The following is a 21,901-nucleotide window of genomic DNA, read 5'->3' as shown; positions in this document are numbered from 1 at the left end:
TTCGCAGTTATGGAATTTATCAGTGATCCCAAGCAGTATACCGACACGGTGGAACGCGCCGCCGCGAGCATCGGCAAGGAAGTCACCTTCCGCGGCACGGTGCACCGCGTGCGCGATATGTCCGACTTTTCCTTCCTGATCGTCCGTGTGGAGCGCGGCCTGATCCAGTGCACCTTCCAGGGCGATGCGGTCGGCGATATCCAGCGCGCCGACGTGAAGGACGCCATGGTCGTCGAGGTGACGGGCACGGTGCACGAGGAACCCCGCGCGGAGCACGGTTTCGAGGTTGTCCTGCGCGCCATCCGCATCCTGGCTAAGCCGTACGAGCAGCTCCCGATCCCGCTGGGCAAGAAATATATGGGCCTGTCGCTCGACGTCGACCTGCCGCTGCGCCCGATTTCGCTGCGCCACCCGGTCAAGCAGGCGGTATTCCGCATCCAGGGCGCCATTGCGGACGGCTTTGCGGAATACATGCTGAGCCAGGGCTTTACCCATATCCACACCCCCAAGATCGTATCCGCCGGCGCAGAGGGCGGCGCGAACATCTTTAAGCTGGATTATTTCGGCCAGCAGGCGTACCTGGCGCAGTCCCCGCAGTTTTATAAGCAGTATACCGCGGGCGTGTTCGGCCGCGTGTTTGAGATCGGCAACGTCTACCGCGCCGAGCGCCACAACACCAGCCGCCACCTGAACGAATATATCGGCCTGGACTTCGAGATGGCCTATATCGACTCGATGTACGACGTGATGCAGATGGAGACCGGCATGCTCAAGTATGTCATTTCCTACCTGCAGGCGCACTGCAAGCCCGAACTGGCGCTGCTCAAGGCCGACCTGCCCGTCATCGGCGAGATCCCGACCGTCACCTTTGACGAGGCCAAGCAGATCATGCTGGATAAGTTCGGCCACAAGTCCAAGAACCGTTACGACCTCAACCCCGACGAAGAGGTCATGCTGTGCAAATGGGCGAAGGAAGCGCACGGCAGCGAGTTTGTATTCGTGACGCATTTCCCGTCCTCCAAGCGCCCGTTCTACGCGATGGACGACCCGGAGAACCCGAAGTATGCGCTTTCCTTCGACCTGCTGTTCCGCGGCCTGGAAATCACCACCGGCGGCCAGCGTATCCATGACTATGCCGAGCAAATCCAGAAGCTCGAAGACCGCAAGATGGACGTTTCCCTCTTTGAGTCCTTCACGATGCTGCACAAGTACGGCATGCCCCCGCACGGCGGCCTCGGCATCGGCCTGGAGCGCCTGACGATGCAGATGCTGAACCTGTCCAACGTGCGCGACGCCTCCATGTTCCCGCGTGACATGACCCGTCTGGAGCCGTAACCCCGTGTAAGGCTGCGAAAAATGCAAACGCAAGGCCCGCGCCGGAGGCGCGGGCCTTTTCCCTTCCCGGGCGCAAAAAAAGCGCCCGGCCAATGCCGGACGCCCTTTGATGCGCAATTAGTCCTCGATCTCCAGGTAGTCGCCGAGTTCCTTGAACAGCGCGGTGGTGTCAACGTCGTCCTCAACGACGAGCTGCAGCGGCTCGTTCAGGCTGAGCAGGAACATGCCGAGCAGGCTCTTCGCGTCGACCATACCGCTCTTGCCGTGAATCCAAATATCGAAGCCGAAATGGCTGACGATCTGGTTGATCTTCTGGATGTCTTCCGTATTCTTAACCTTGATGCCTCTTGTCATAATAAATACCTCCCATAAATTTTGATTGTTCGTTTTCTCTTGAGACCATTATAACAACAGGAATTTAAAAAATAAAGTGTTTTTTACCCATTCCGGTTATTTTCATCGTTTTCGCGGCTTCTCAAATTTTTCCGGCCAGCTTTTAGTGCTTTTTCACCAATATGGCATTGCGTTGTTGTGCACAATAACGAAACATCTTTCGTATGGAGGAACCCTATGTCCGAATTACAAGCCCCCCGCTACACTATGGGCGAAGAAATTTTCAACGCCGTCACCCACGGCATCGGCGCGTGCCTGTCGCTGGTCTTTTACGGGTACATGCTCGCGCTGTCTGTGCATTTCGGCGACGTGTGGTGCGTCGCGAGCGTCACCATCTACTGCTTCACCCTGTTTGCCATGTTCATTTCCTCGGCCTGTTACCACGCGCTGCCTTACCCCACGGCAAAACGCGTCATGCGCGTGCTGGACCACTGCGCGATCTACCTGCTGATCGCGGGCACTTACACGCCGTACACGCTGATCAACCTGCGCGGCCCGCTGGGCTGGACGATCTTTGCCGTCATCTGGGCAATGGCCATCCTCGGCATCATATTGAACGCCATCGACCTCAAGCGCTTTGCCAAGGTTTCCGTCGCCTGCTATGTGCTCATGGGCTGGGCGGTCGTGTTCGCGCTCAAGCCGCTGCTTGCGACCCTTGCGCTCGGCGGGATCGTGACGCTGGCCGTCGGCGGCCTGTTTTACACGGTCGGCGTGGCCTTCTATGTGATCAAAAAAATCAAGTATTTCCATTCCATCTGGCACCTGTTCGTGCTCGCGGGGGCGATCACACACTTTTATTCCATCCTGCTTTATGTGCTGCCCGCGGGTTTTGCAGCGGCCTGATTGCATGCAATATGGTTACAGCTTGCAAAAAAAGGTGCTATATCTTCTTGTTTTATCCTGCACTGTAAATAATATGCTTGACCTCCGCGCTTTTATCTGCTAAAATGTAAAATCGAGGTGAGCCTTATGGCTTGCCGCTCAACTTACATTCTAAAGGATGGGTAAAAATGAAACTGAACAAGAGACTGCCGGCCCTGCTGATGGCAGGCGTACTGTCGCTTTCCCTGCTCGCAGGCTGCGGAGGCAGCGACTACAAGGTCGGTGTCTGCCAGCTCGCCCCGCATCCGGCGCTTGACGCCGCGACGGAGGGCTTCCGCGACAAGCTGACCGAGCTGATGAAAGCGGACGGCAAGACAGTCGAAATCGACGTAGAGAACGCAAACGGCGAGACCTCCTCGGTCGCGACCATTATCAACGGCTTTGTATCCGGCAAATCCAGCCTGATCCTCGCCAACGCGACCGCGCCGCTGCAGACGGCCGCCGCCTCGACCGGCGACATCCCGATCCTGGGCACCTCGGTATCCGACTACGGCACCGCGCTGGAGATGGACAACTTTACCGGCGTCACCGGCATCAACGTATCCGGCACGTCCGACCTCGCGCCGCTCGACCAGCAGGCCGCGATGGTCAAGGAGTGGTTCCCGGACGCGAAGAACGTCGGCCTGCTGTACTGCTCGTCCGAGGCAAACTCCAAGTTCCAGATCAACACGATCAAGCCGGAACTGGAAGCGCTCGGCTTCGCCTGCACCGAATATTCCTTCGCGGACTCCAACGACCTGGCAACCGTTGCGACCAAGGCCTGCAACGAGAGCGACGTGCTCTACGTCCCCACGGATAACACGGTCGCCGACAACACCGGCATCATCGCCAACATCGCGATCCCGAACAAGATCCCGGTAATCGCGGGCGAAGAGGGCATCTGCTCCGGCTGCGGCGTCGCCACCCTGTCCATCAACTACAGGGAGCTGGGCGAGACCACTGCACAGATGGCGTACGACATCCTGGTGGGCGGCAAGGACATCAGCACGATGGAAATCCAGTACGCGCCCAACCTCACCAAGAAGTACAACAAGGAAATCTGCGACGAACTTGGCCTGACCCCGCCGGAAGGCTACGAAGCGATCGAAAGCGCCGAATAAACAAAAAGAGCGGAAAAGGGCTTCCCTTTTCCGCTCTTTTTCGCTATACTATATTTATCTGCCCTGATCCGGCAGAATAACCTTTTGGGGGAATGAAACCTTGGATATTACAAACCTGTTAAGCGCGTTGCCCGGCGCTGCGGCACAAGGGCTGATCTGGGGCATTATGGCGATCGGCGTATTTATCACCTACAAAGTGCTCGATATCGCCGACCTGACGGTCGACGGTTCGATCGCCACAGGCGGCGCAACCTGCGTCATGCTGACCCTTGCCGGCATGCCGGTCTGGGCGGCGATGCTGTGTGCGCTGGCGGCAGGCCTGCTCGCGGGGCTGGTCACCGGCCTACTGCACACGGCCATGGGCATCCCGGCGCTGCTGTCGGGCATCCTGACGCAGCTCTCGCTCTATTCCATCAACCTGCGGATCCTGGGCGCGTCGAACCAGTCCATCAACGTCATGAAATATGACCTGCTGATCTCGCTGCGTTACATCACCACCGCTATCTGTGTGACGGCCATTTTCGTCGTCGTCATTATCGCCATCCTGTATTGGTTCTTCGGTACCTCCCTCGGCTGCTCCATCCGCGCGACCGGCGCGAACCCCAACATGAGCCGCGCGCAGGGCATCAACGTCAACATGACCAAGGTCATCGGCCTGATGCTGTCGAACGGCCTGGTCGCCCTGGCGGGCGCGCTGCTCGCGCAGTACCAGGGCTTTGCCGACGTCAAGATGGGCATCGGCTCGATCGTGATCGGCCTGGCCGCCGTCATCATCGGCGACGTCATTTTCAGCCGTATTTTCCGCAACTTCGCGCTCAAGCTGCTGTCCGTTGTGCTCGGCGCAGTGATCTATTACATCGTTTTGCAGATCGTCTTCGCGTTCGGCATCAGCTCCGATTATCTCAAGCTGTTGACCGCCGTCATCGTTGCGATCTTCCTTGCCATCCCCTATTGGAAGGGGAAATACTTCGGCAAACGCGTCCGGAAGGAGGACCGCACCAATGCTTGAACTGACGAACCTATATAAGACCTTCAACGCAGGTACGGTCAACGAAAAAACCGCGATCAACGGCCTCAACCTCAACCTCGCGCCCGGCGACTTCGTCACCGTCATCGGCGGCAACGGCGCGGGCAAGTCCACCATGCTCAACCTGATCGCCGGCGTGTTCCCGGTCGATTCCGGCGCGATCCGCCTAAACGGTTTCAACCTCACCGGCCTGCCGGAACACAAGCGCGCCCGCTTCCTGGGACGCGTGTTCCAAGACCCCATGATGGGCACGGCCGCCACCATGGGCATCGAGGAAAACCTCGCGCTGGCTTACCGCCGCGGCAAGACGCGCGGCCTTGGCAGCGGCATCACCAACCCGGAGCGCACGGTCTTCCGCGAGAAGCTTGAGACGCTTGGCCTCGGCCTTGAAGACCGCATGACGAGCAAGGTCGGCCTGCTGTCCGGCGGCCAGCGCCAGGCGCTGACCCTGCTGATGGCGACGCTGCAAAAGCCCGACCTGCTGCTGCTCGACGAGCACACGGCGGCGCTCGACCCCAAGACGGCGGACAAGGTGCTGCAGATCACCGATGAGATCGTCGCACGCGACAACCTGACCACGCTCATGGTCACGCACAATATGAAAAACGCGATCCAGTACGGCAACCGCCTGATCATGATGGACGCGGGGCGCGTGGTCGTCGACATCCAGGGCGAGGAAAAGAAGAACCTCACCGTCCGCGACCTGCTGGAAAAGTTCAATATTGAAAACGACAGGATGCTGCTCAGCGAATAAGAATCGCGGTGCGGCTGCAAAGGCGGCGGGGATGTCCCCGCCGCCTTTGCGTTCCCGGCGCAGATGCGCTATACTAAATATATCACAGCTAGCCGCTGGAAGGGGGAGGGATCATTATGGCGTCGGCCTGGCTCAGTCAATTCCGGAAAAAGTGGGACGCGGCGGTGCCTGTTATCCTGTTTTACCTTTTCCTGTTTTATACGGTCATCGCAATCTTCGGCATCCATTATGTGATGGCCGTATCCTTTATCACCACGCTGTTTAAAATCCGCCACCTGCGCCCCTTCCACCTGCGCAGCGCCGGAAACACCGTGCTCGTGCTGCTCGCCCTGACGGTGCTGGCCTTTTTCGCGACGCTGAGCCTGCCGTTGTGCCTGCTGCTCAATTTTGCGGTGCCCTTTTTGCTGGTCTGCCTGCAGTCGACACAGTTTAACCAGAAGGGCTATTTCTCGTACGCGATGTGCTTCGTCTTCCTGCAGCTCCGCCCGGTGGGCTGGGAAGGGTTTGCAACAGAATTTGCCGTCGTGCTGTATTCCTGCGCCATTTTGGTGGCAGGGCTTGCCCTGTACGCCCGCTTCCGGCAAAAGCCGCAGGATTTCGGCCAGGCGCGCCGCGGCCTCGGCCTGCTGGCGGGGGAGTTCCGCCGGCTCGCGCAGGGGCAGCGCGGCGGCGATACACAAGGCAGCCTGTTCGACGTCGAAAGCGCGCTGCACAAGCTCGCCTATAGCAGCCGCGGCATGACCCAGGTGGTACGCGGCGACGGCAGGATCCATTATATGTTTGCCCTGCTGTTCCAGCGGTCGGCGTACTTCATATCGGACAGCGGCTACCTGCCGGAAAGCCCCTCGCAGTCGGCTTACCTGACGGACGCCGCCGCCCTGCTGGACGCCGTACAGTCCGGCATGAACCGGACGGACAACGGCGCGCTGGTCGCACAGGCGGCCGCCTTGCAGGCGGGGCTGCCGCCCACGTCGGAACGGCTGTCCACGTTCCTGCGGCATTTTTACGACTTGCTGATGCTCATCTTGCAACAGCTCACCGATACAAAAGCACCGGACAGGGGCGCCTGGAAGCTGCCCCCTTACCTGCGCACGCTGCGCGGCCTGCCGTACCGGCTGCACCTTGACGCGTTTGAGGTGCGCTTCGCGCTACGGCTGTCGCTCATTACAACAATCGGCTTTGCCGTGTGCCAGGTTACGGACATCGAGCATTCCTACTGGCTGCCGCTGAACGCCTTCCTGCTGCTCCAGCCCATGTATGAGGAAAGCGCCCAGCGCATGAAAACGCGCCTGGTCGGCACGGCGCTCGGCTGCCTGCTGGTCTTTGTCTGCCTGCCGCTCCTGCCGGGCACGGCCGGCCACTTCGTCTTCGCCACGGTGCTGATCAGCCTGATGTACTGCTGCACACCCGGCACCTGGGTGCAGCCGATCTTCTCAACCGGCTTTGCGCTGACGCTGGCCTCCCTTTCGATCGGCAGCACGACCGCCATCGAGCTGCGCTTTTTGTATCTCATACTGGCGACCGTGCTCGTGCTGGCCGTCAACCGCTTCGTTTTCCGCACCAGCCTGCCGGGACAGTTCCGTATGAACCTGACCGAGCTGTTCCATTTGCAAACCGGGTACCTCTCGCTGCTGGAACAGTGCGCGCAGCACGATATCGATTACAGCGTGCTCTGCGAGGAACTGACGCGCTTCCACCTGATCTACGACCAGGTGGCGCAATACCTCAGCAAGCAGCCCCCAGGCCCGGCGGTGTCCTTCAACCGCGACCTGTTGCGCCTGATGTGGCGGCTCGCCGCCCAGGCGGAGCAGCTGATCTTCCTGGCGCGCAGCACCCGCCCCGGGGAAGACGACCTGCAATCCCTCGTGCTGTTCGCGCGTGAAATGCAGCGCTGCCTTTATGTCCTGCTGTCCGGCAGGCTGCCTGCCGCAGGTGCGCTGGAAAAATTCTGCCCCCCGCCCCACCAGGATGGGCTGCGGCATCTGATGGAACGGTATGACGACACCCTGCGCGCGCTGTGCGCCCTGATCGCCGCACGGCCGGGTGCAGCGGCCGCGCATGCATAACACTGCCCGGGAACAGCAAAAGGCGCCCGAAAATGGGCGCCTTTTTTGTACCTTTAGCGGATAAAATTCGTAAACGTGCGCGCATGGGTCTCCGGCGGGTCGATCTTGCCCTTTGCGGCGTCGATCACCTTGACCATCCAGGCCACATTGCGGCCGAGCTTTGCCATGACCTCCATGCCCTCGGTGTCCTGCTGTACCTCGCCAGCCTGGTGGCCGTGTACCGCGCCCCAGTAGTCCGAGGTTACGATGACCATCTCCATTGCGTCCATGGTGCCGAGCAGCTGCTGGTAGGTCTCCATGCCGCCGGAACGGCGCAGCGTGCAGATCGCCGCGCCGACCTTGTGATGCAGCTGGTTGTCCACACAGCCTGCGCACAGCATCAGGCGGTCGAGCACGCACTTCATGCCGCCCGCAATGCCGCCGTGGTAGACCGGGGAACCCAGGATAATGCCGTCCGCCTCGATGCACTTCTTAATGATCTCGTTCACGCCGTCGTCGTCCTGTACGCATTGCAGCTCGTGATTTTCGATACAGTGGCTGCACGCCAGGCACGGGTGCACGCGGGTACCGATCTGCAGGATCTCATAATCGATCCCGGCCGCTTGGACCGCCTTGCCGACCTCTTCCAGGCACTGGTAGGTGTTGCCGTCCTTGTGCGGGCTTCCGTTAATCGCCACAACTTTCATGTTCATTCTCCTCCCGAATCAAATCAGTCATATATCTTCCAGCGCCGGATCTGGACGCAGGATTACAAAGTGCTCAGGCCATGCCGCCCGGATGCGCGTCGCCGTGCTCCCGGTAACGCCGCATGACCATGATGATATGGTTGAGCTGGGTGCCCATGATCATCACCGTGCCGGTGAGGTACAGCCACAGCATGAGCACGATCATCGCGCCCAGGGAGCCGTACAGGATGGAATAGCGCGCCATATTGTCCACGTAAAAGGAAAAACCGATGGAAAGCGCAAACCATGTGAGCATGGAAAACAGCGCGCCCGGCAACACCTCGCGCCACGCGAGGCGTATGTTGGGCACCATGCGGTTGAACAGCATCAAGAATACGAAAATAAAGGCGATCGCGAGCCAGTAGCCGCCGCTGTGCGCCAGCCCGTCCAGCCAGCCGGGGATTGGGAGCCATTTCCCGATCAGGCGGAGCGACGTGCGCCCGATGACCACGATCAGGAAGCTGCCGATAATGGCGAGCAGGAAGCCCGCGGTAAAGAGCAGGGACAGCAGCCCCTGGTACAGGCCGCCCACCCGCAGCTCCACCCGGTATATGCGGTTTGCCGTGCGCATCAGGGAGCGCATGGCGCGCGACAGGAAAAACAGCGTCAGGCCGATGCCGATGACCAGCGGGCTGATGGACGGCTGCGTGGTAATATACTCGACATAGCTCTGTATCATGGTCTGCAGGCTGTGCGGCATGAACTGCGTCACCGTGTTCAGGCTTTCCGCAGACAGGTTCATCCGCGCCAGCACCGAGTTCAGGAACATCAGCAGCGGGAAGAACGAGAACAGCAAAAAATACGCAAGCTCGGCCGCAGATTGGGAGACCCCATCTGAAAAATAGCGGCGGAACATCTGTCGCAGCACATAGCCCAGCCGGCTGGATTTTTGCATCCCTTCCCCTCCCTTCCCCGGATTTGTATCTATTGTACCAGTTTCCCCCTGTCATTACAATATGAAAACGGTCGGACGGTACGGCAAAAGAAATGCTTGAATTTCCCGCGGGATGTGGTATACTGAAATCGAACAAATATTCGTTTCTGAGGAGGTGCCCCCATGACGCTGCCGCTGCGCGCGCATACCTGCTGCTTTTCCGGCTACCGCCCGGAAAAGATACCCGGCTGCGACCCGGCGCAGGCCGCCCCGCCCGCCGCCCTCGCGGATTCGCTGCTGCGCGCCGTCTGCAACGCGGCGGGGCTGGGGTACACGCATTTTGTGACCGGAATGAGCCGGGGGTTTGACCTTTGGGCGGCACAGGCCGTCCTGGCGCTCGCCGGCACCGCCGGGCTCTCCCTTGTCTGCGCCATCCCGTTCGACGGGCAGGATGCGGGCTGGCCGCCCGCCTGGCGCGCGGCCTACGACGAAGCGCTCCGCCATGCGGCGCAGGTCTTCCTGCTTGCGCCCGCCTATGCGCCGGGCTGCTACCACACGCGCAACCGCTTCCTGGTGGAATCGTCAAGCCGCCTGATCTGCTATTTTGACGGCCAGCCCGGCGGCACGGCGTACACCGTCCGCTATGCAAAGCGCCGCGGCCTGGAACTTGATAATGTGGCCGACCCCCAGGTCTCGCTGGGCGGCCTGCTGTATGGAACCGGAAAGGAGTGACCCCCATGACCACAAACGCCACCCTATACGCCTGCTGCGGTATCGACTGCGCCGCCTGCAGGGACTTCCCCGGCGCTTGCCCGGGCTGCGGCGCGGTGCAGGGACGCCCCGGCTGGATCTCGGAGGTGCCGGGCGCGGGCTGCTGCCCCCTTTATGCCTGCTGCACGGAGCAAAAGGGGCTGACGCACTGCGGCCAGTGCGCCGAACTGCCCTGCCGCCTGTTTTCCGAATTCTGCGACCCGTCGCTGCCAAAGGAAGCCGCGTTGGCGGAACTGCAGGCCCGGCTGAACCTGCTGCGCGCACGCACCGACTGAAAAAAGGGCGCCTAAGCGGCGCCCTTTTTCCATGCATATGCAGTTTGGGTCAATTGACCTTGACCGTCCAGCCCAGCTCGTCGGGCTGCTTGCCCCACTGGATGCCGGTCAGCGTATCGTACAGCTTGTGGGTGACCTCGCCGATCTTGCCGCCGTTGATGTGGGCGACCTCGCCCTCGTAACGCAGCTCGCCGACCGGGGAGATGACCGCCGCGGTGCCCGTGCCGAATACCTCCTCGAGCTTGCCTTCGCGGGAGGCCTTCATGATGTCCGCGATCGGCAGGCGCTCCTCGGAAACCGGGATGCCCCAGTGCCGCAGCAGGTCGATGCAGGACATGCGGGTAACGCCGGGCAGCACCGTGCCGACGCAGGGCGCGGTGTAAACCGTACCGCCAATCTTGAAGAAGCAGTTCATGGAGCCGACCTCTTCGACGTACTTGTGCTCCACGCCGTCTAGCCACAGGGTCTGCTCATATCCAAGCTCGTGCGCCTTTACCTGGGAGATGAGGGAAGCCGCGTAGTTGCCGCCGCACTTGGTAAAGCCCGTGCCGCCGGGGCAGGCGCGCGTGTACTCGTCCTCCACGAAGATCTTGACCGGGTTGATGCCGGACTCGTAATACGCGCCGACAGGCGAGCAGATGATGATAAACTGGTGCGTCTTGGACGGGCGCACGCCGAGGTGCGGCTCGGTCGCAATGACGAACGGGCGGATGTACAGGCTGGTGCCCTCCTGGGACGGCACCCAGTCTGCCTCGGCCTTGACCAGCGCCTGGACCGCCTGGACAAAATCCTCCACGGGCAAGGACGGCAGGCACATGCGCTTGTTGGTGTTGATCATGCGCTCGGCGTTCTTATCGGGACGGAAAAGCTGGATGCTGCCGTCCGGCGTGCGGTACGCCTTCATGCCTTCAAAGGACTCCATCGCGTAGTGCAGCACCATGGCCGCGGGGTCGATGGAAAGCGGCGCATAGGGCACGATGCGCGCGTCATGCCAGCCGATGCCCTCGGTATGGTCGATAATGAACATATTATCCGTGAAGTATACGCCAAAGCCCAGCTTTCCCTGGTCGGGCTTTTCCTTATGTGTTTTTGCAAGGTTGTACTTGATATCAAGCATCTTCAATCACTCTTTTCTCTTTCTTGCAATAAATTTTACTAGTTTTATTCTATAAAACTTTTTCCCTTTTTTCAAGAGTATCCGGCGCGTTTTTTTGGATTCTTTTGCACCGCATTGCCAAAACGGGCGGAAAATGATATACTAAGCCCAAATGGTCCGCACCATTTTCAGATCCGCCGAAGGAGCCTTCACATGAAATACATCAAACGCGCGCTTTGCATTGCGCTCGTAACCGCCCTGCTGCTGTGCGCCGCGCAGGTGTCCGCCGCGCAGAGCATCACCCTCACTGCGGTGAACGACCAGTTCCTGCCGCTGTCCGACAGCACGATGCCCGCGCGCAAAAGCGGCGAAATGTACGTCCCCTATTCGGTTTTCACCGGGACGCTCGGCATTTCAGCGTCGTACAACGCCTCGCAGAAAACGCTCGTCCTGTCCGGCCAGTCGAATACGCTGACGTTCTACATATCGGAAGGCTATGTCTACGACCAGAATATGACAAGCTACGCCCAGCCCGCCTACTTTATCAACGGGGGCGTCTATGTGCCGGTCAAGCTGATCTGCAGCCGCTTCGGGCTGAGCTACTCGGTCATTTCCTCGGATTACCCGGTGCTGCGCATCATTAACGACAACGCCACCCTGTCCGACCACGCGCTGATCGCAGGCTCCGCGGAGACGATCCGTAAAATGGTGGCCGCATACCAAGCACCCTCCGGCGAAGGCGGCGCCACTCCCTCGACGCCCGATATCCCGGTCGCGCCGCCCGCGGTTGAGGAGCGCATCCCACAGCCTTCCGTCGTGTACCTCACGTTTACCGGCGCGCCGACCGAACAGACCCCCGCGATCCTGGACACGCTGCAAGAGTTCGGCCGTACCGCCACCTTTTTCCTCGCCGCGGAAGACCCGCTGTCACGCGGGGACGACGTCCGCCGGATCGTGTCGGAGGGGCACGCGCTCGGCCTGGCCGTCACGGCCGACGCCCACAACGCCGACCCGGAAACCCTGGTGCAGTCCCTGGACGCCCAGAACGGGCGGCTGCTGCTGCTCTGCGGTGTCACCACCCGCCTCGTCATGGTGGAGAACGGCAGCGCCACGCTGTCCCAGGCGCAGCGCGACGCGCTCGCCGACGGCGGCTACCGCCTGTGGGACGCCACCCTCGACAGCCGGGACGATAGCCGTACCGCTTTCCGCGCGGCGCGCACCGTGCTGACGGCTTTCCAAAAATCGTCCGATCCCGCCGTCGTGCGCCTGCGCCATGGCGCGCAGGCAGACGGTACGCTGACGTATATCCTGCGCTATATGCAGCAGACCTCGATCCAGCACAGCACCATCCAGCTCAGCGACACGCCGATCAACGCGGTTGGCGACACCCGCTGACCCATACGCCGCATCCGGCAGGGTGCGGCGTCCTTTTTTTGCGTTCCCGCAGGGCTTTCCCCGGCCGCGCGCCGTCTCCGCGGCGCCTGACGCCCTTTGATGTCCCCCTTTCTTCCAATTGATTACTTGCATTATACTGCAAAGCGCGTTATATTAAAAATGCATCTTTATTATAGCTTTCATTCCTTGGAGGAATAGTATGGACCTGATCAACCTGGAACTTTACCGTGTCTTTTATGTAGTCGCCCGCGTTGGGAACCTGTCGCGCGCCGCGGAAATCCTGTATACCGGGCAGCCCTCGGTCAGCAAGGCCATCCACCGGCTGGAGGATGCGTTTGAAACCCCGCTCTTTACCCGTTCCTCCCGCGGCGTCGCCCTAACCGAAAGCGGCGAGCTGCTGTTCCGGCACGTCAGCCGCGCGCTGTCCGAACTGAACGAAGGCGAGCTGCTGCTCAAAAAGCGCAACCATGCGACGCAGGCGCAGCTTTCCATCGGCATCAGCCCGATGCTGTACAAATATTACGTGTCCCCGCACCTCAAGGCCTTCCTGGACGCGCATCCGAACCTCAAAATCAATATCGTCGACCACAGCATGTCGTACAAGGTCATCGAGGCGGTGCGGCAGGGGGCGCTCGACCTGGGCGTGGTCAGCCGGCCGACCGAAGCGGGCGACCTGACCTTTTTGCCGATCGCTTCCATCCAGGAGCTGTTCATCGCCGAGCCGGGTTACCTTGCAAAGCTGCATTACACCGATATCCCGTCCTTTTTCGGGCAGGCCACGCTGATCTTCCTGGAGAAGGGCAACGTGGCGCGCGAATATAACGAGCGGTACCTGCAGGGGATCGGCGTGCAGGCCGTGCCGGAAATCACAACGAGCAACATGGATTTCATCATCGAGCTGGTGGCTTCCGGGATCGGCGTCGGCATCGTGTACGAAACCGCGGTGCGCGACGCGCTCCGGGACGGGCGGCTCAAAGCGCTCCCCTTCCTGCCGCCGATCCCGCCGCGGGAAATCGGGATCGTCCTCAAAAAGGGCTGCCTGCCGACCTTCGCAGTCGATGCGTTCGTCGCGCACTACCGCTCCGCCTTCCTCGCGCAACACGCAGAAAAAGGGCGCTGACCACATGGCCAGCGCCCTTCCTTTTGGTTTATTGCAGGATATTGTGGATGAGCGTAAAGGTTTCCGCACGGGTGATCGGGTTGTTTACCCGCAGCGTGCCGTCCTCATAGCCCTTCATCAGTCCCTTTTCGAGCAAGCCCGCAATGCCCTTCTGCGCCCAGTCCGGCACATCCTTGCCGTCCTTGACGCCGTCCAGCAGCGCGACGTTGTCGCTCGAAACATTTGCCGCACGGGCGATCATGACCGCCACTTCGACGCNAAACCCCGCAAGCCCCTTCTCCCCCCAGTCCGGCACATCTTTGCCGTCCTTGCCGCCGTCCAGCGGCGCGTCGTTGTCGCTCGAAACATTTGCCGCACGGGCGATCATGACCGCCACTTCGACGCGCGTTGCGCCGTCCTGGCCGTTCATGTGGCCCTTCTCGTCGCCGGTCATAATGCCCTTATCCTTTGCGGCCTGCAGGACGCCTGCCGCCCACGCGGAGGAACGGTCGCCCGCCGCCAGCTTTGCGCCGTCGGCCGCCGCGATATCGAGCGCGCCCAGCAGCGCGGAAGCGACCTCTTCGCGGGTGATGCTCGCATCCGGACGGATGTTGCCGTTCTCAGCGTCGCCCTTGATCACGCCGCGCTCCACCAGATCCATCAGGGTCTGGTAAGCCCAGTGGGAAGCCGCGACGTCGCCGCCGATGACGGGCTTTTCCGTCTGCACGACGGTCCCCTCGTCGGCCTTGCCGGAATAATCGTCAAAGTCCTTGGACAGCGCGCGGTAAACGTCGGAGGACTGGTGGCCCGCGCCGTCCGCAAAGGTACCCTTGCTCCAGTCGGCATAGGTGTTCCAGGCATATTCGCTGCCGGCCTTGAGGTCATAGGTATTCAGCACCGGCAGGTAGCTCGCGTCCTTGCCCAGCTTGGAGGTGAACTCGGTCACGATGCGGATATACTTGCCCTTGCCCGCGTCCTTAAGGTCGATGGCGCCCTTGCCGTCCGCAAGGTCGTACGGCTTGGAGGAAGCCACGGTCTTGCCGTCTTCGGAGAACTGGACGGTTGCGCGGATCGCGGAGCCGCCCTTGATCACCGCGTCATAGGCCAGGGATTCCGGGTCGCCGGAAACCTGTACCCATTCGGTGGTATGCGTGCCGGTCGGGACGATGTTGGATTCGTCAAAGTCCAGCCAGATGGCCAAATGATTTGCCTGCGGCCCCTTTTCCGTTGGCTTGTCGCAGATGGTATCGGTCTCGGCCGCGGTCAGCTTGGTGTCGTACAGGCGCATCTGGGAAATTTCACCCGCCAGCATGGTGCGGTCGATGCCGCGGTTGCGCTTGGTCAGCAGCGCGCCGGTGTAGGAGAAGCCGATATAGGTGGAAGCGCCCGGCCAGTTCTTGATCGGGGAATCAAACGCCGGCGCGTCGATATGGCCGCTCGGGTACTTGTTCTGGTAGGAATCGCCGCCATTCGTGCGGTCGAACGTGCCGACATACTGCACCCATTCGCCCTTCTTGATGCCGGCCTTGGGGTCGGTGTCGTTATCGTTCCAGAAGAATTCGCCGTTGTCGTCGTCAAAGCCGATACCGACGGTGATCTTGCCCGTTGCGCGGACAGCCATGCGGTAGAGGTAATTGGTGCCCCAGCCGATGGAAACGCCCTTGGTCATCAGCGGGTTATGGTCGCGCTTGGTGGGGGTGAGCTGGTCGATGCCGGTGCCCTCGGAGACAGGGAGCTTTGCCCAGACCATGCCGGAAATGCCATCGTCCACGGTAAAGTTCTGGTTGTCCGGGATTTCGACATAGTCCTTGTCGCCGTCCAGGATGACCGTGCCGCCGCCCTTATTGTCGGTGCCGAGCTTCGGCGCGCCGTGGAGATAGCCGTTATTGCCCTTGCCGGACTTGTCCTTGACCATCGGCAGGCCCTGGATGCTGCCTTCGATCGACACGGTGACTGGCTCGGAATTGCCGATGCGTACCTTGAAATCGCCGAACTTCTCGAAGGTGTAATCAAACTCCGCCGTCTTGGTCTTGCCGGAGGCGATGGAATACGCCTTGGTCTGGATCGGCTGGTCGTCGATATACAGCGTGGCGTTAGCCGTGCCGTCCTCGTTGCCGATGTTGGTCACGTCCGCCTTGATGTGCAGCTTGTCGCTGTTGATGTCGCTGATTTCCGCGTCGCCCAGCTTGGTGCGGACGTTGTCATAGGCGAAGGTCGCCGGGCGGAAATCAACCTGTACGTTTTTCGCGACACCTGCGACCTGGATGGCATGCTTGCCCATCTCGCTGAGGGTTACCGTACCGCTCAGCACGACGGACTGCCCCGGGTCAAGCGTCTTGACGCCGTTGGACTCGACCTTGACCGGCTCGCCGGTCGTCGACAGGCCACTGTCGGACTTGAGGTCGCCGTAAATGTACTTCATCTTGCCGTTGTCGTTCACCGGGATCACCGCGGCGGCCAGGCCGTCGCCCACGTTCTTGACCGTTGCGGAAACGGTGATCTCGCCGTTGGACTGGATCTTGTCCGGGGTGATCGTCACGCCGGAATAGGAGAGCTGCTGCTTCTTGGTGGAGATGTACGTGGTGCCCACAGACTTGCCATCCGCCATATTATTGGTGGTCAGCAGGCCGCCCTTGATGGTGTGCTCCATGTAGCTGCCCTTCGCGCTCTCGCTGCGGGACGCCTGGTGCGTCATATAGACCGTGCCCGCGCCGACGGTCGGGTCGTCGGAAACCGCGCGCGCATAGCTGTGCGTATGGCCCGCCAGCATCAGGTCGACATGGCCCGGCTCCGCGATCGGCACAATGTGGCGCTTGGTATACGGGTCGGATTCCGGATGGTGCATCACGAGGATGCGGAACGCCTTGTCCTGGTTCTTCGCCAGGTCGTCCTTCAGCCACTGGAGCGCCTTGTCGATCTTGTCCGCGGTCGAAGCGTCCATGGTGCCGCCGGAGGTCTCGGCGTTCATCTGGAACAGCGCCCACGGGTTGCTGTCCATCAGGTCGAAATGTACGTCGCCGTAATCAAAAGCGATGTTGCCGGGGACGGCGGAGCCGTATTCCTCGGTCTGCGTATTGATGACGTACGCGTCAAAATACTCGCTGAAGTCGTGGTTGCCGCAGGCGTAGACCACAGGGTAATTGTGGATGAACTCGCCGCTGCCGAACCAGAAGTTGTACTGCTCCTTCTGGGTGCCGGTGCCTTCCACCATGTCGCCGCCGTGGATGATGAACGCCGGGTCGTACGAGAATACGCCCTCGTCAAAGTATTCCTTGGTCTCAAACTTGTGCGTGTCCGTGATGGAAATAAAACGGATTTCGTCGGGATTTTCCGCAAGCGTGCGGAAGCTGCCCGCGCAGGTCGCGCCGCCCTCGAGCGCGACCTCGTAATAGTACTTTTCGCCGGGCTTCAGGTCGGCCAGCTTGATGCGGTAGATATTCATCTGCTTGCCGCCGTAGCTCGGCGCGTCCGGATCGCGCGCAACCGCCTGCGCCTCGCCCAGCGCCGCCTTATCCGTGCCATAACGGATCGTGGAAGCCGCGTCCTGGTCTGCTTCCCATACGACGACCATGCTGGTCGTCTTCGGTGCCAGCAGGTAGGGGCCGTTCAAGAACTGCGGCCCGTCCGCGGCCAGCGCCGCCCCGGGCAGCATGACGAGCAGCATCAGCACTGCGAGCAGCAGGCTGACGGCCCTCTTCCCTATACGCCTATGTTTTGTCATTGTACATCTCTCCCATCCCTATTTTTTGCGGGGTACTATAACCTTATCTTATAATATATAATCCATGCTTCACAACATCTTTTTTGTACAAAGTCACCAATACATTTTCTGATAATATACCTCGGTTTCAAAAATACAATTGTAAAGTTACCCAAATCATTTTGTGCAATTCTTCCAAAAATGCTGAAAAGCTTTACACCTTTACCGCTTTTACGATGTAAATTTAGTTTGTTTTGGCTAATTTATTATGCAATTATGTATACAATTTGCACATATCGTTACACGACAAAAGCGGCGGAGATATCCGGTTATCTCCGCCGCTTTTGTTATATCTGTTTCCGGATGCGCTCGAGCGCCCCTTTTTCCAGGCGCGAGACCTGCGCCTGCGAAATATGGATTTCCTTGGCCACCTCCATCTGGGTGCGCCCCTCGAAAAACCGGAGCTGGACGATGCGCTTTTCCCGGTCGCTCAGGCCGCCGATGGCTTGCTTGAGCGCGATCTGTTCCAGCCAGTGCTCGTCCGTATTCTTGGTGTCGCCCACCTGGTCCATCACGCAAATGGTGTCGCCCTCCTCCCCCCAAACCGGCTCGAACAGCGATACCGGGTCCATGATTGCGTCAAGCGCAAACACGACCTCTTCCTTCTTGACCCCCATGCTGTTGGCAAGCTCCATAATGGTAGGCTCGCGCTGGTTGTCCCGGACAAAGGCCTCCTTGGCCTGGAGCGCCCGGTACGCCATGTCGCGCATAGAGCGCGAAACACGGATCGCGCTGTTATCGCGCAGGTAACGGCGGATTTCCCCGATGATCATCGGGACCGCATAGGTTGAAAATCGCACCCCGAGGTCAACGTTAAAATTGTCAATTGATTTAATCAGCCCAATGCAGCCTACCTGGAACAGGTCATCCACCGATTCCCCGCGGCCCCCAAAGCGCTGGATGACGCTCAGCACCAGCCGCAGGTTGCCACTGATCAGTTTCTCACGCGCCGCCTGGTCGCCGTCCCTCACACGGTGGAGCAAATCGTTCATTTCCTCGCCCGAAAGCACCGTGAGCTTGGACGTGTTAACGCCGCAAATCTCGACCTTCATCTGCATCCTGAAATTCCCTCCCACAAGTCAAAGCACTTGTTTGTATCAAGCATTTTCCCCGTGGGCAGGAATATTTATACCGTTTTCCGCATCGTATATTTTTAGCCTTTCGACCGCGTTCGCGCGCATTTTCGCCGGCCGCGTGCTTCCTTGCGCAGCCGCGTGCAAATAAAACGGCGCCCCCTGCCGGGATGCACGGCAGGGGGCGCAGGTATTTATATTGTTGGGGCGACGGCGTCTTATTTGCCGCGCGCTTCCCTGAATTCGAGGAACTCGTCGTAGGTGCAGTCCTTATCGAGCACGCCTTCTTCGCGGATCTCGATGATGCGGTTTGCAATGGTCTGCATGAACTCATGGTCGTGGGATGCAAAGAGCAGGTTGCCCTTAAAATCGATCATGCCGTTGTTGACCGCAGTGATGGACTCCAGGTCGAGGTGGTTCGTCGGCTGGTCTACGACCAGCACGTTGGAGCCGAACAGCATCATGCGCGACAGCATCAGGCGCACCTTTTCACCGCCCGACAGCACGTCGACAGACTTATACACATCGTCGCCGGAGAACAGCATGCGGCCGAGGAAGCCGCGCAGCGTGGATTCCAGGGTGTCCTTGGAATAGGGCGCGAGCCAGTTAAGCATGTTTTCCTTATGGCCGTTAAAATACGCGGAATTGTCCTTGGGGAAATAGGACTGTGAGGTCGAAACGCCCCACTTAAAGGTGCCCTCGTCCGGCTCGAGCTCGCCCATCAGGATCTGGAAGAGCGTGGTGGTCGCCAGCTCGTTCTGCGCGAGGAAGCCGATCTTGTCGCCCTTGCGCACGATAAAGGATACGTCGTTCAGCACCTTTTCGCCGTCGATGGTCTTGGAAATGCCCTTGACCTCCAGGATATCCTTGCCCGCCTCGCGGTCCATTGAAAAGCCGACCCAGGGATAGCGGCGGCTGGATGCGGGCAGTTCCTCGACCGTCAACTTGTCAATCAGCTTGCGGCGGCTGGTCGCCTGGCGCGCCTTGGACTTGTTCGCGGAGAAGCGCTGGATAAAGTTTTGCAGCTCCTTGATCTTATCCTCGTTCTTTTTGTTCTGGTCGCGGATCATGCGCTGCGTCATCTGGCTCGCCTCGTACCAGAACTCGTAGTTGCCGACATAGGCCTGCACCTTGCCGAAATCGATATCGACGATGTGCGTGCAGACATTGTTCAGGAAGTGGCGGTCATGCGATACGACAATGACCGTGCCCATGAAGTCGAACAGGAAGTCCTCCAGCCAGTGGATCGCGTGCACGTCCAGGTGGTTCGTCGGCTCGTCAAGCATGATGACGTCGGGCTTGCCGAACAGCGCCTGCGCCAGCAGCACCTTGACCTTTTCGCTGTCGCCGAGCGTGCGCAGCGGGCGGTACAGCACCTCGTCCGAATCCAGGCCGAGGCCTTCCAGGAGCTGGCATGCCTCGGTGTCGGCGTTCCAGCCGTCCATCTCGGCAAACTCGGCCTCCAGGTCGGCGGCGCGGTTGCCGTCCTCCTCGGTAAAGGGGTCCTTGGCGTACAGCGTCTCTTTTTCCTTCATGATCTCGTACAGGCGCGCGTTGCCCTGGATGATCGTGTCCAGCACGGTGAAATCGTCAAACGCAAAGTGGTCCTGGCGCAGCACGGACATGCGGATGCCGGGCTTGACCGACACTTCGCCGGTCGTGGAGTCCAGCTCGCCCGACAGGATGCGCAGGAAAGTCGACTTGCCCGCGCCGTTCGCGCCGATCACGCCGTAGCAGTTGCCCTCGGTAAATTTCAGGTTGACGTCGGAAAACAGCGGTTCCCCGCTGAAGTTCAGACTCAGGTTCGATACGGTAATCATATTGCCTCCATCGCTCTCAAAAATTAATAACTGATTTGCATTATAACACAAAACGGCGGTTTTGTACCCCGTTTTTCATAATTTTGTGAATTTGTACGGCCTTCCCTTGAAATCCACCCGCGTTTTGGCTTATACTAAAGACAGAAACAAGCAAATACTGCAGGAGGTCGAACAGATGAGTGAAATTTTAAAGGTCATTAAGGAACGCCGCTCCACCCGCGCCTTCAAGCCGGCGCAAGTCCCGCTGGAAACCGTCCGGCAGATTACCGAGGCCGCCACTTGGGCGCCCAGCGGCCGCAGCACGCAAAACTGGCACTTCACGGTCATCCACAGCGCCGAAAAATGCCTGGAGCTTGCAAAGGCCGTGGCGAAGGCCGATAACCGCGGCCCGGACTATAATTTCTACGGCGCGCCCACCCATATCATCGTGTCCTGCCCGCGCGACAGCGAGCACGCCTTCCTGGACGGCGGCGCGGCCATGCAGAATATCCTGCTCATGGCGCATGCCCTGGGCGTCGGCTCCTGCTGGATCAACCAGGTGCGCGTCGTGTGCAACGTGCCGGAAATCCGCGCGATGCTGCACGGCTACGGCGTGCCGGACGACCATGATGTAATCGGCTCGGTCGCGCTCGGCTACATCGCCAAGGAGACCCCGGCGAAGCCCCGCCACGAGGGGCTTGTGACCATCGTCGAATAAAAAAGGGAAAGAAGGGTGCGCCATGGACGCGCAGGTAGCCAAACTGAAGGAATGGGTCGGCCAGTCAGACAATATCGTCTTTTTCGGCGGCGCGGGCGTGTCGACGGAGAGCGGCATCCCGGATTTCCGCTCGGTCGACGGGCTGTATAACCAGAAGTACAAGTACCCGCCGGAAACCATCATCAGCCGCAGCTTCTTCGACGCCAACCCGGAGGAGTTTTACCGCTTCTACAAGGACAAGATGCTTGCGCTGGACGCACAGCCCAATGCCGCGCACCGCAAGCTGGCCGAATGGGAGCGCATGGGCAAGCTACGCGCGGTCGTCACGCAGAACATCGACGGGCTGCACCAGGACGCCGGCTCCAAAGAGGTGCTCGAACTGCACGGCTCGGTGCGCCGCAACTTCTGCCAGCGCTGCCGCCGCCCTTTCGATGCGCGCTACATGAAGGATGCGCCCGGCGTGCCGAAATGCCCGTGCGGCGGCGTGATCAAGCCCGACGTGGTGCTTTATGAGGAGTGCCTCGACGAGGCAACCATCCAGAAAAGCGTGGACTATATCGCAAAGGCCGATATGCTGATCGTCGGCGGCACCTCGCTCGTGGTCTATCCGGCCGCGGGGCTGATCAACTATTACCGCGGGCACAAGCTCGTGCTGGTAAACAAGACCGCCACCCCGGCGGACAGCCGCGCCGACCTCGTCGTGCACGGCAGCATCGGCGAAATTTTCGCGCAGCTATAGGCACAAAAAAGCATCCCGTC

At 60.2% G+C, this 21,901-nt stretch carries 19 protein-coding genes; 12 read left to right on the top strand and 7 right to left on the bottom strand.

Annotated elements, in window-relative coordinates; genetic code table 11:
- Positions 1 to 9 precede the first annotated feature (9 nt).
- A complete protein-coding gene (gene aspS / locus CZ203_RS13895; RefSeq protein WP_087066763.1) occupies positions 10 to 1,335 on the top strand; it encodes an aspartate--tRNA(Asn) ligase in 1,326 nt (441 codons plus the stop codon).
- A 117-nt stretch (positions 1,336 to 1,452) separates the two neighbouring features.
- On the opposite strand, the gene CZ203_RS13890 is transcribed toward aspS, so the two are convergent.
- Positions 1,453 to 1,689 carry an HPr family phosphocarrier protein gene (locus tag CZ203_RS13890; protein WP_087066761.1) on the bottom strand — a complete coding sequence of 79 codons (237 nt, stop codon included), beginning with the start codon at positions 1,687 to 1,689 and terminating at the stop codon, positions 1,453 to 1,455.
- 216 nt (positions 1,690 to 1,905) lie between these two features.
- On the opposite strand from CZ203_RS13890, the gene trhA reads away from it, so the two are divergent.
- From trhA to CZ203_RS13865, 5 genes are all read left to right on the top strand, one after another.
- Positions 1,906 to 2,571, top strand: coding sequence for a PAQR family membrane homeostasis protein TrhA (trhA, locus tag CZ203_RS13885; RefSeq protein WP_200809491.1), 666 nt, complete (start codon positions 1,906 to 1,908; stop codon positions 2,569 to 2,571).
- 167 nt (positions 2,572 to 2,738) lie between these two features.
- Positions 2,739 to 3,710 carry an ABC transporter substrate-binding protein gene (locus CZ203_RS13880; RefSeq protein WP_087066758.1) on the top strand — a complete coding sequence of 324 codons (972 nt, stop codon included), beginning with the start codon at positions 2,739 to 2,741 and terminating at the stop codon, positions 3,708 to 3,710.
- Between the two features lie 106 nt (positions 3,711 to 3,816).
- Entirely contained in the window at positions 3,817 to 4,719 is a 903-nt protein-coding gene (locus CZ203_RS13875; protein ID WP_456236209.1) for an ABC transporter permease, read from the top strand.
- Positions 4,712 to 5,491: an ABC transporter ATP-binding protein gene (locus CZ203_RS13870; RefSeq protein ID WP_087066754.1), complete on the top strand. Its 780-nt coding sequence runs from the start codon at positions 4,712 to 4,714 to the stop codon at positions 5,489 to 5,491. The genes CZ203_RS13875 and CZ203_RS13870 overlap by 8 nt, the downstream gene beginning before the upstream one ends.
- Positions 5,492 to 5,607: 116 nt before the next feature.
- Positions 5,608 to 7,557 (top strand): FUSC family protein, encoded by a 1,950-nt coding sequence (locus tag CZ203_RS13865; RefSeq protein ID WP_087066752.1) that lies wholly within the window; start codon positions 5,608 to 5,610, stop codon positions 7,555 to 7,557.
- 53 nt (positions 7,558 to 7,610) lie between these two features.
- On the opposite strand, the gene CZ203_RS13860 is transcribed toward CZ203_RS13865, so the two are convergent.
- Both CZ203_RS13860 and CZ203_RS13855 read right to left on the bottom strand, forming a co-directional pair.
- Positions 7,611 to 8,243: a flavodoxin family protein gene (locus tag CZ203_RS13860; RefSeq protein WP_087066750.1), complete on the bottom strand. Its 633-nt coding sequence runs from the start codon at positions 8,241 to 8,243 to the stop codon at positions 7,611 to 7,613.
- Between the two features lie 73 nt (positions 8,244 to 8,316).
- A complete protein-coding gene (locus tag CZ203_RS13855; protein ID WP_087066748.1) occupies positions 8,317 to 9,177 on the bottom strand; it encodes a YihY/virulence factor BrkB family protein in 861 nt (286 codons plus the stop codon).
- A gap of 162 nt (positions 9,178 to 9,339) precedes the next feature.
- Between CZ203_RS13855 and CZ203_RS13850 the strand changes: the two genes are divergently transcribed.
- Both CZ203_RS13850 and CZ203_RS13845 read left to right on the top strand, forming a co-directional pair.
- Positions 9,340 to 9,888 (top strand): SLOG family protein, encoded by a 549-nt coding sequence (locus CZ203_RS13850; RefSeq protein ID WP_087066746.1) that lies wholly within the window; start codon positions 9,340 to 9,342, stop codon positions 9,886 to 9,888.
- A 5-nt stretch (positions 9,889 to 9,893) separates the two neighbouring features.
- The gene (locus CZ203_RS13845) at positions 9,894 to 10,202 is read left to right on the top strand and encodes a DUF3795 domain-containing protein (protein ID WP_087066744.1); all 309 of its coding nucleotides are present in this window, start codon (positions 9,894 to 9,896) and stop codon (positions 10,200 to 10,202) included.
- Between the two features lie 49 nt (positions 10,203 to 10,251).
- Here CZ203_RS13845 and CZ203_RS13840 read toward each other — a convergent pair whose 3' ends face one another.
- Positions 10,252 to 11,319 (bottom strand): branched-chain amino acid aminotransferase, encoded by a 1,068-nt coding sequence (locus CZ203_RS13840; RefSeq protein ID WP_087066843.1) that lies wholly within the window; start codon positions 11,317 to 11,319, stop codon positions 10,252 to 10,254.
- A 192-nt stretch (positions 11,320 to 11,511) separates the two neighbouring features.
- Here CZ203_RS13840 and CZ203_RS13835 point away from each other — a divergent pair, with 192 nt between their 5' ends.
- Both CZ203_RS13835 and CZ203_RS13830 read left to right on the top strand, forming a co-directional pair.
- Positions 11,512 to 12,693 carry a polysaccharide deacetylase family protein gene (locus CZ203_RS13835; RefSeq protein ID WP_087066742.1) on the top strand — a complete coding sequence of 394 codons (1,182 nt, stop codon included), beginning with the start codon at positions 11,512 to 11,514 and terminating at the stop codon, positions 12,691 to 12,693.
- Positions 12,694 to 12,892: 199 nt separating this feature from the next.
- The gene (locus CZ203_RS13830) at positions 12,893 to 13,813 is read left to right on the top strand and encodes a LysR family transcriptional regulator (RefSeq protein ID WP_087066740.1); all 921 of its coding nucleotides are present in this window, start codon (positions 12,893 to 12,895) and stop codon (positions 13,811 to 13,813) included.
- A 28-nt stretch (positions 13,814 to 13,841) separates the two neighbouring features.
- Here CZ203_RS13830 and CZ203_RS13825 read toward each other — a convergent pair whose 3' ends face one another.
- The 3 genes from CZ203_RS13825 to CZ203_RS13815 all read right to left on the bottom strand — a co-directional run bounded on the left by CZ203_RS13825 (position 13,842) and on the right by CZ203_RS13815 (position 20,445).
- The gene (locus CZ203_RS13825; RefSeq protein WP_456236208.1) at positions 13,842 to 17,363 is read right to left on the bottom strand and encodes an S-layer homology domain-containing protein; all 3,522 of its coding nucleotides are present in this window, start codon (positions 17,361 to 17,363) and stop codon (positions 13,842 to 13,844) included.
- 476 nt (positions 17,364 to 17,839) lie between these two features.
- The gene (gene sigG, locus CZ203_RS13820; protein WP_087066736.1) at positions 17,840 to 18,610 is read right to left on the bottom strand and encodes an RNA polymerase sporulation sigma factor SigG; all 771 of its coding nucleotides are present in this window, start codon (positions 18,608 to 18,610) and stop codon (positions 17,840 to 17,842) included.
- Positions 18,611 to 18,843: 233 nt separating this feature from the next.
- Entirely contained in the window at positions 18,844 to 20,445 is a 1,602-nt protein-coding gene (locus CZ203_RS13815) for an ABC-F family ATP-binding cassette domain-containing protein (RefSeq protein ID WP_087066734.1), read from the bottom strand.
- 175 nt (positions 20,446 to 20,620) lie between these two features.
- On the opposite strand from CZ203_RS13815, the gene CZ203_RS13810 reads away from it, so the two are divergent.
- Complete coding sequence (locus CZ203_RS13810) at positions 20,621 to 21,142, top strand: nitroreductase family protein (RefSeq protein ID WP_087066732.1); 522 nt, start codon at positions 20,621 to 20,623, stop codon at positions 21,140 to 21,142.
- Positions 21,143 to 21,164: 22 nt separating this feature from the next.
- Positions 21,165 to 21,881: an NAD-dependent protein deacylase gene (locus CZ203_RS13805; RefSeq protein ID WP_087066730.1), complete on the top strand. Its 717-nt coding sequence runs from the start codon at positions 21,165 to 21,167 to the stop codon at positions 21,879 to 21,881.
- The last annotated feature ends 20 nt before the right edge of the window (positions 21,882 to 21,901 follow it).

The sequence above is a fragment of the Intestinibacillus massiliensis genome, from assembly GCF_900155735.1.
In the GTDB taxonomy this organism is placed as follows: Bacteria; Bacillota; Clostridia; order Oscillospirales; family Butyricicoccaceae; genus Intestinibacillus; species Intestinibacillus massiliensis.
This window is presented reverse-complemented; position numbering and strand designations above follow the sequence as displayed.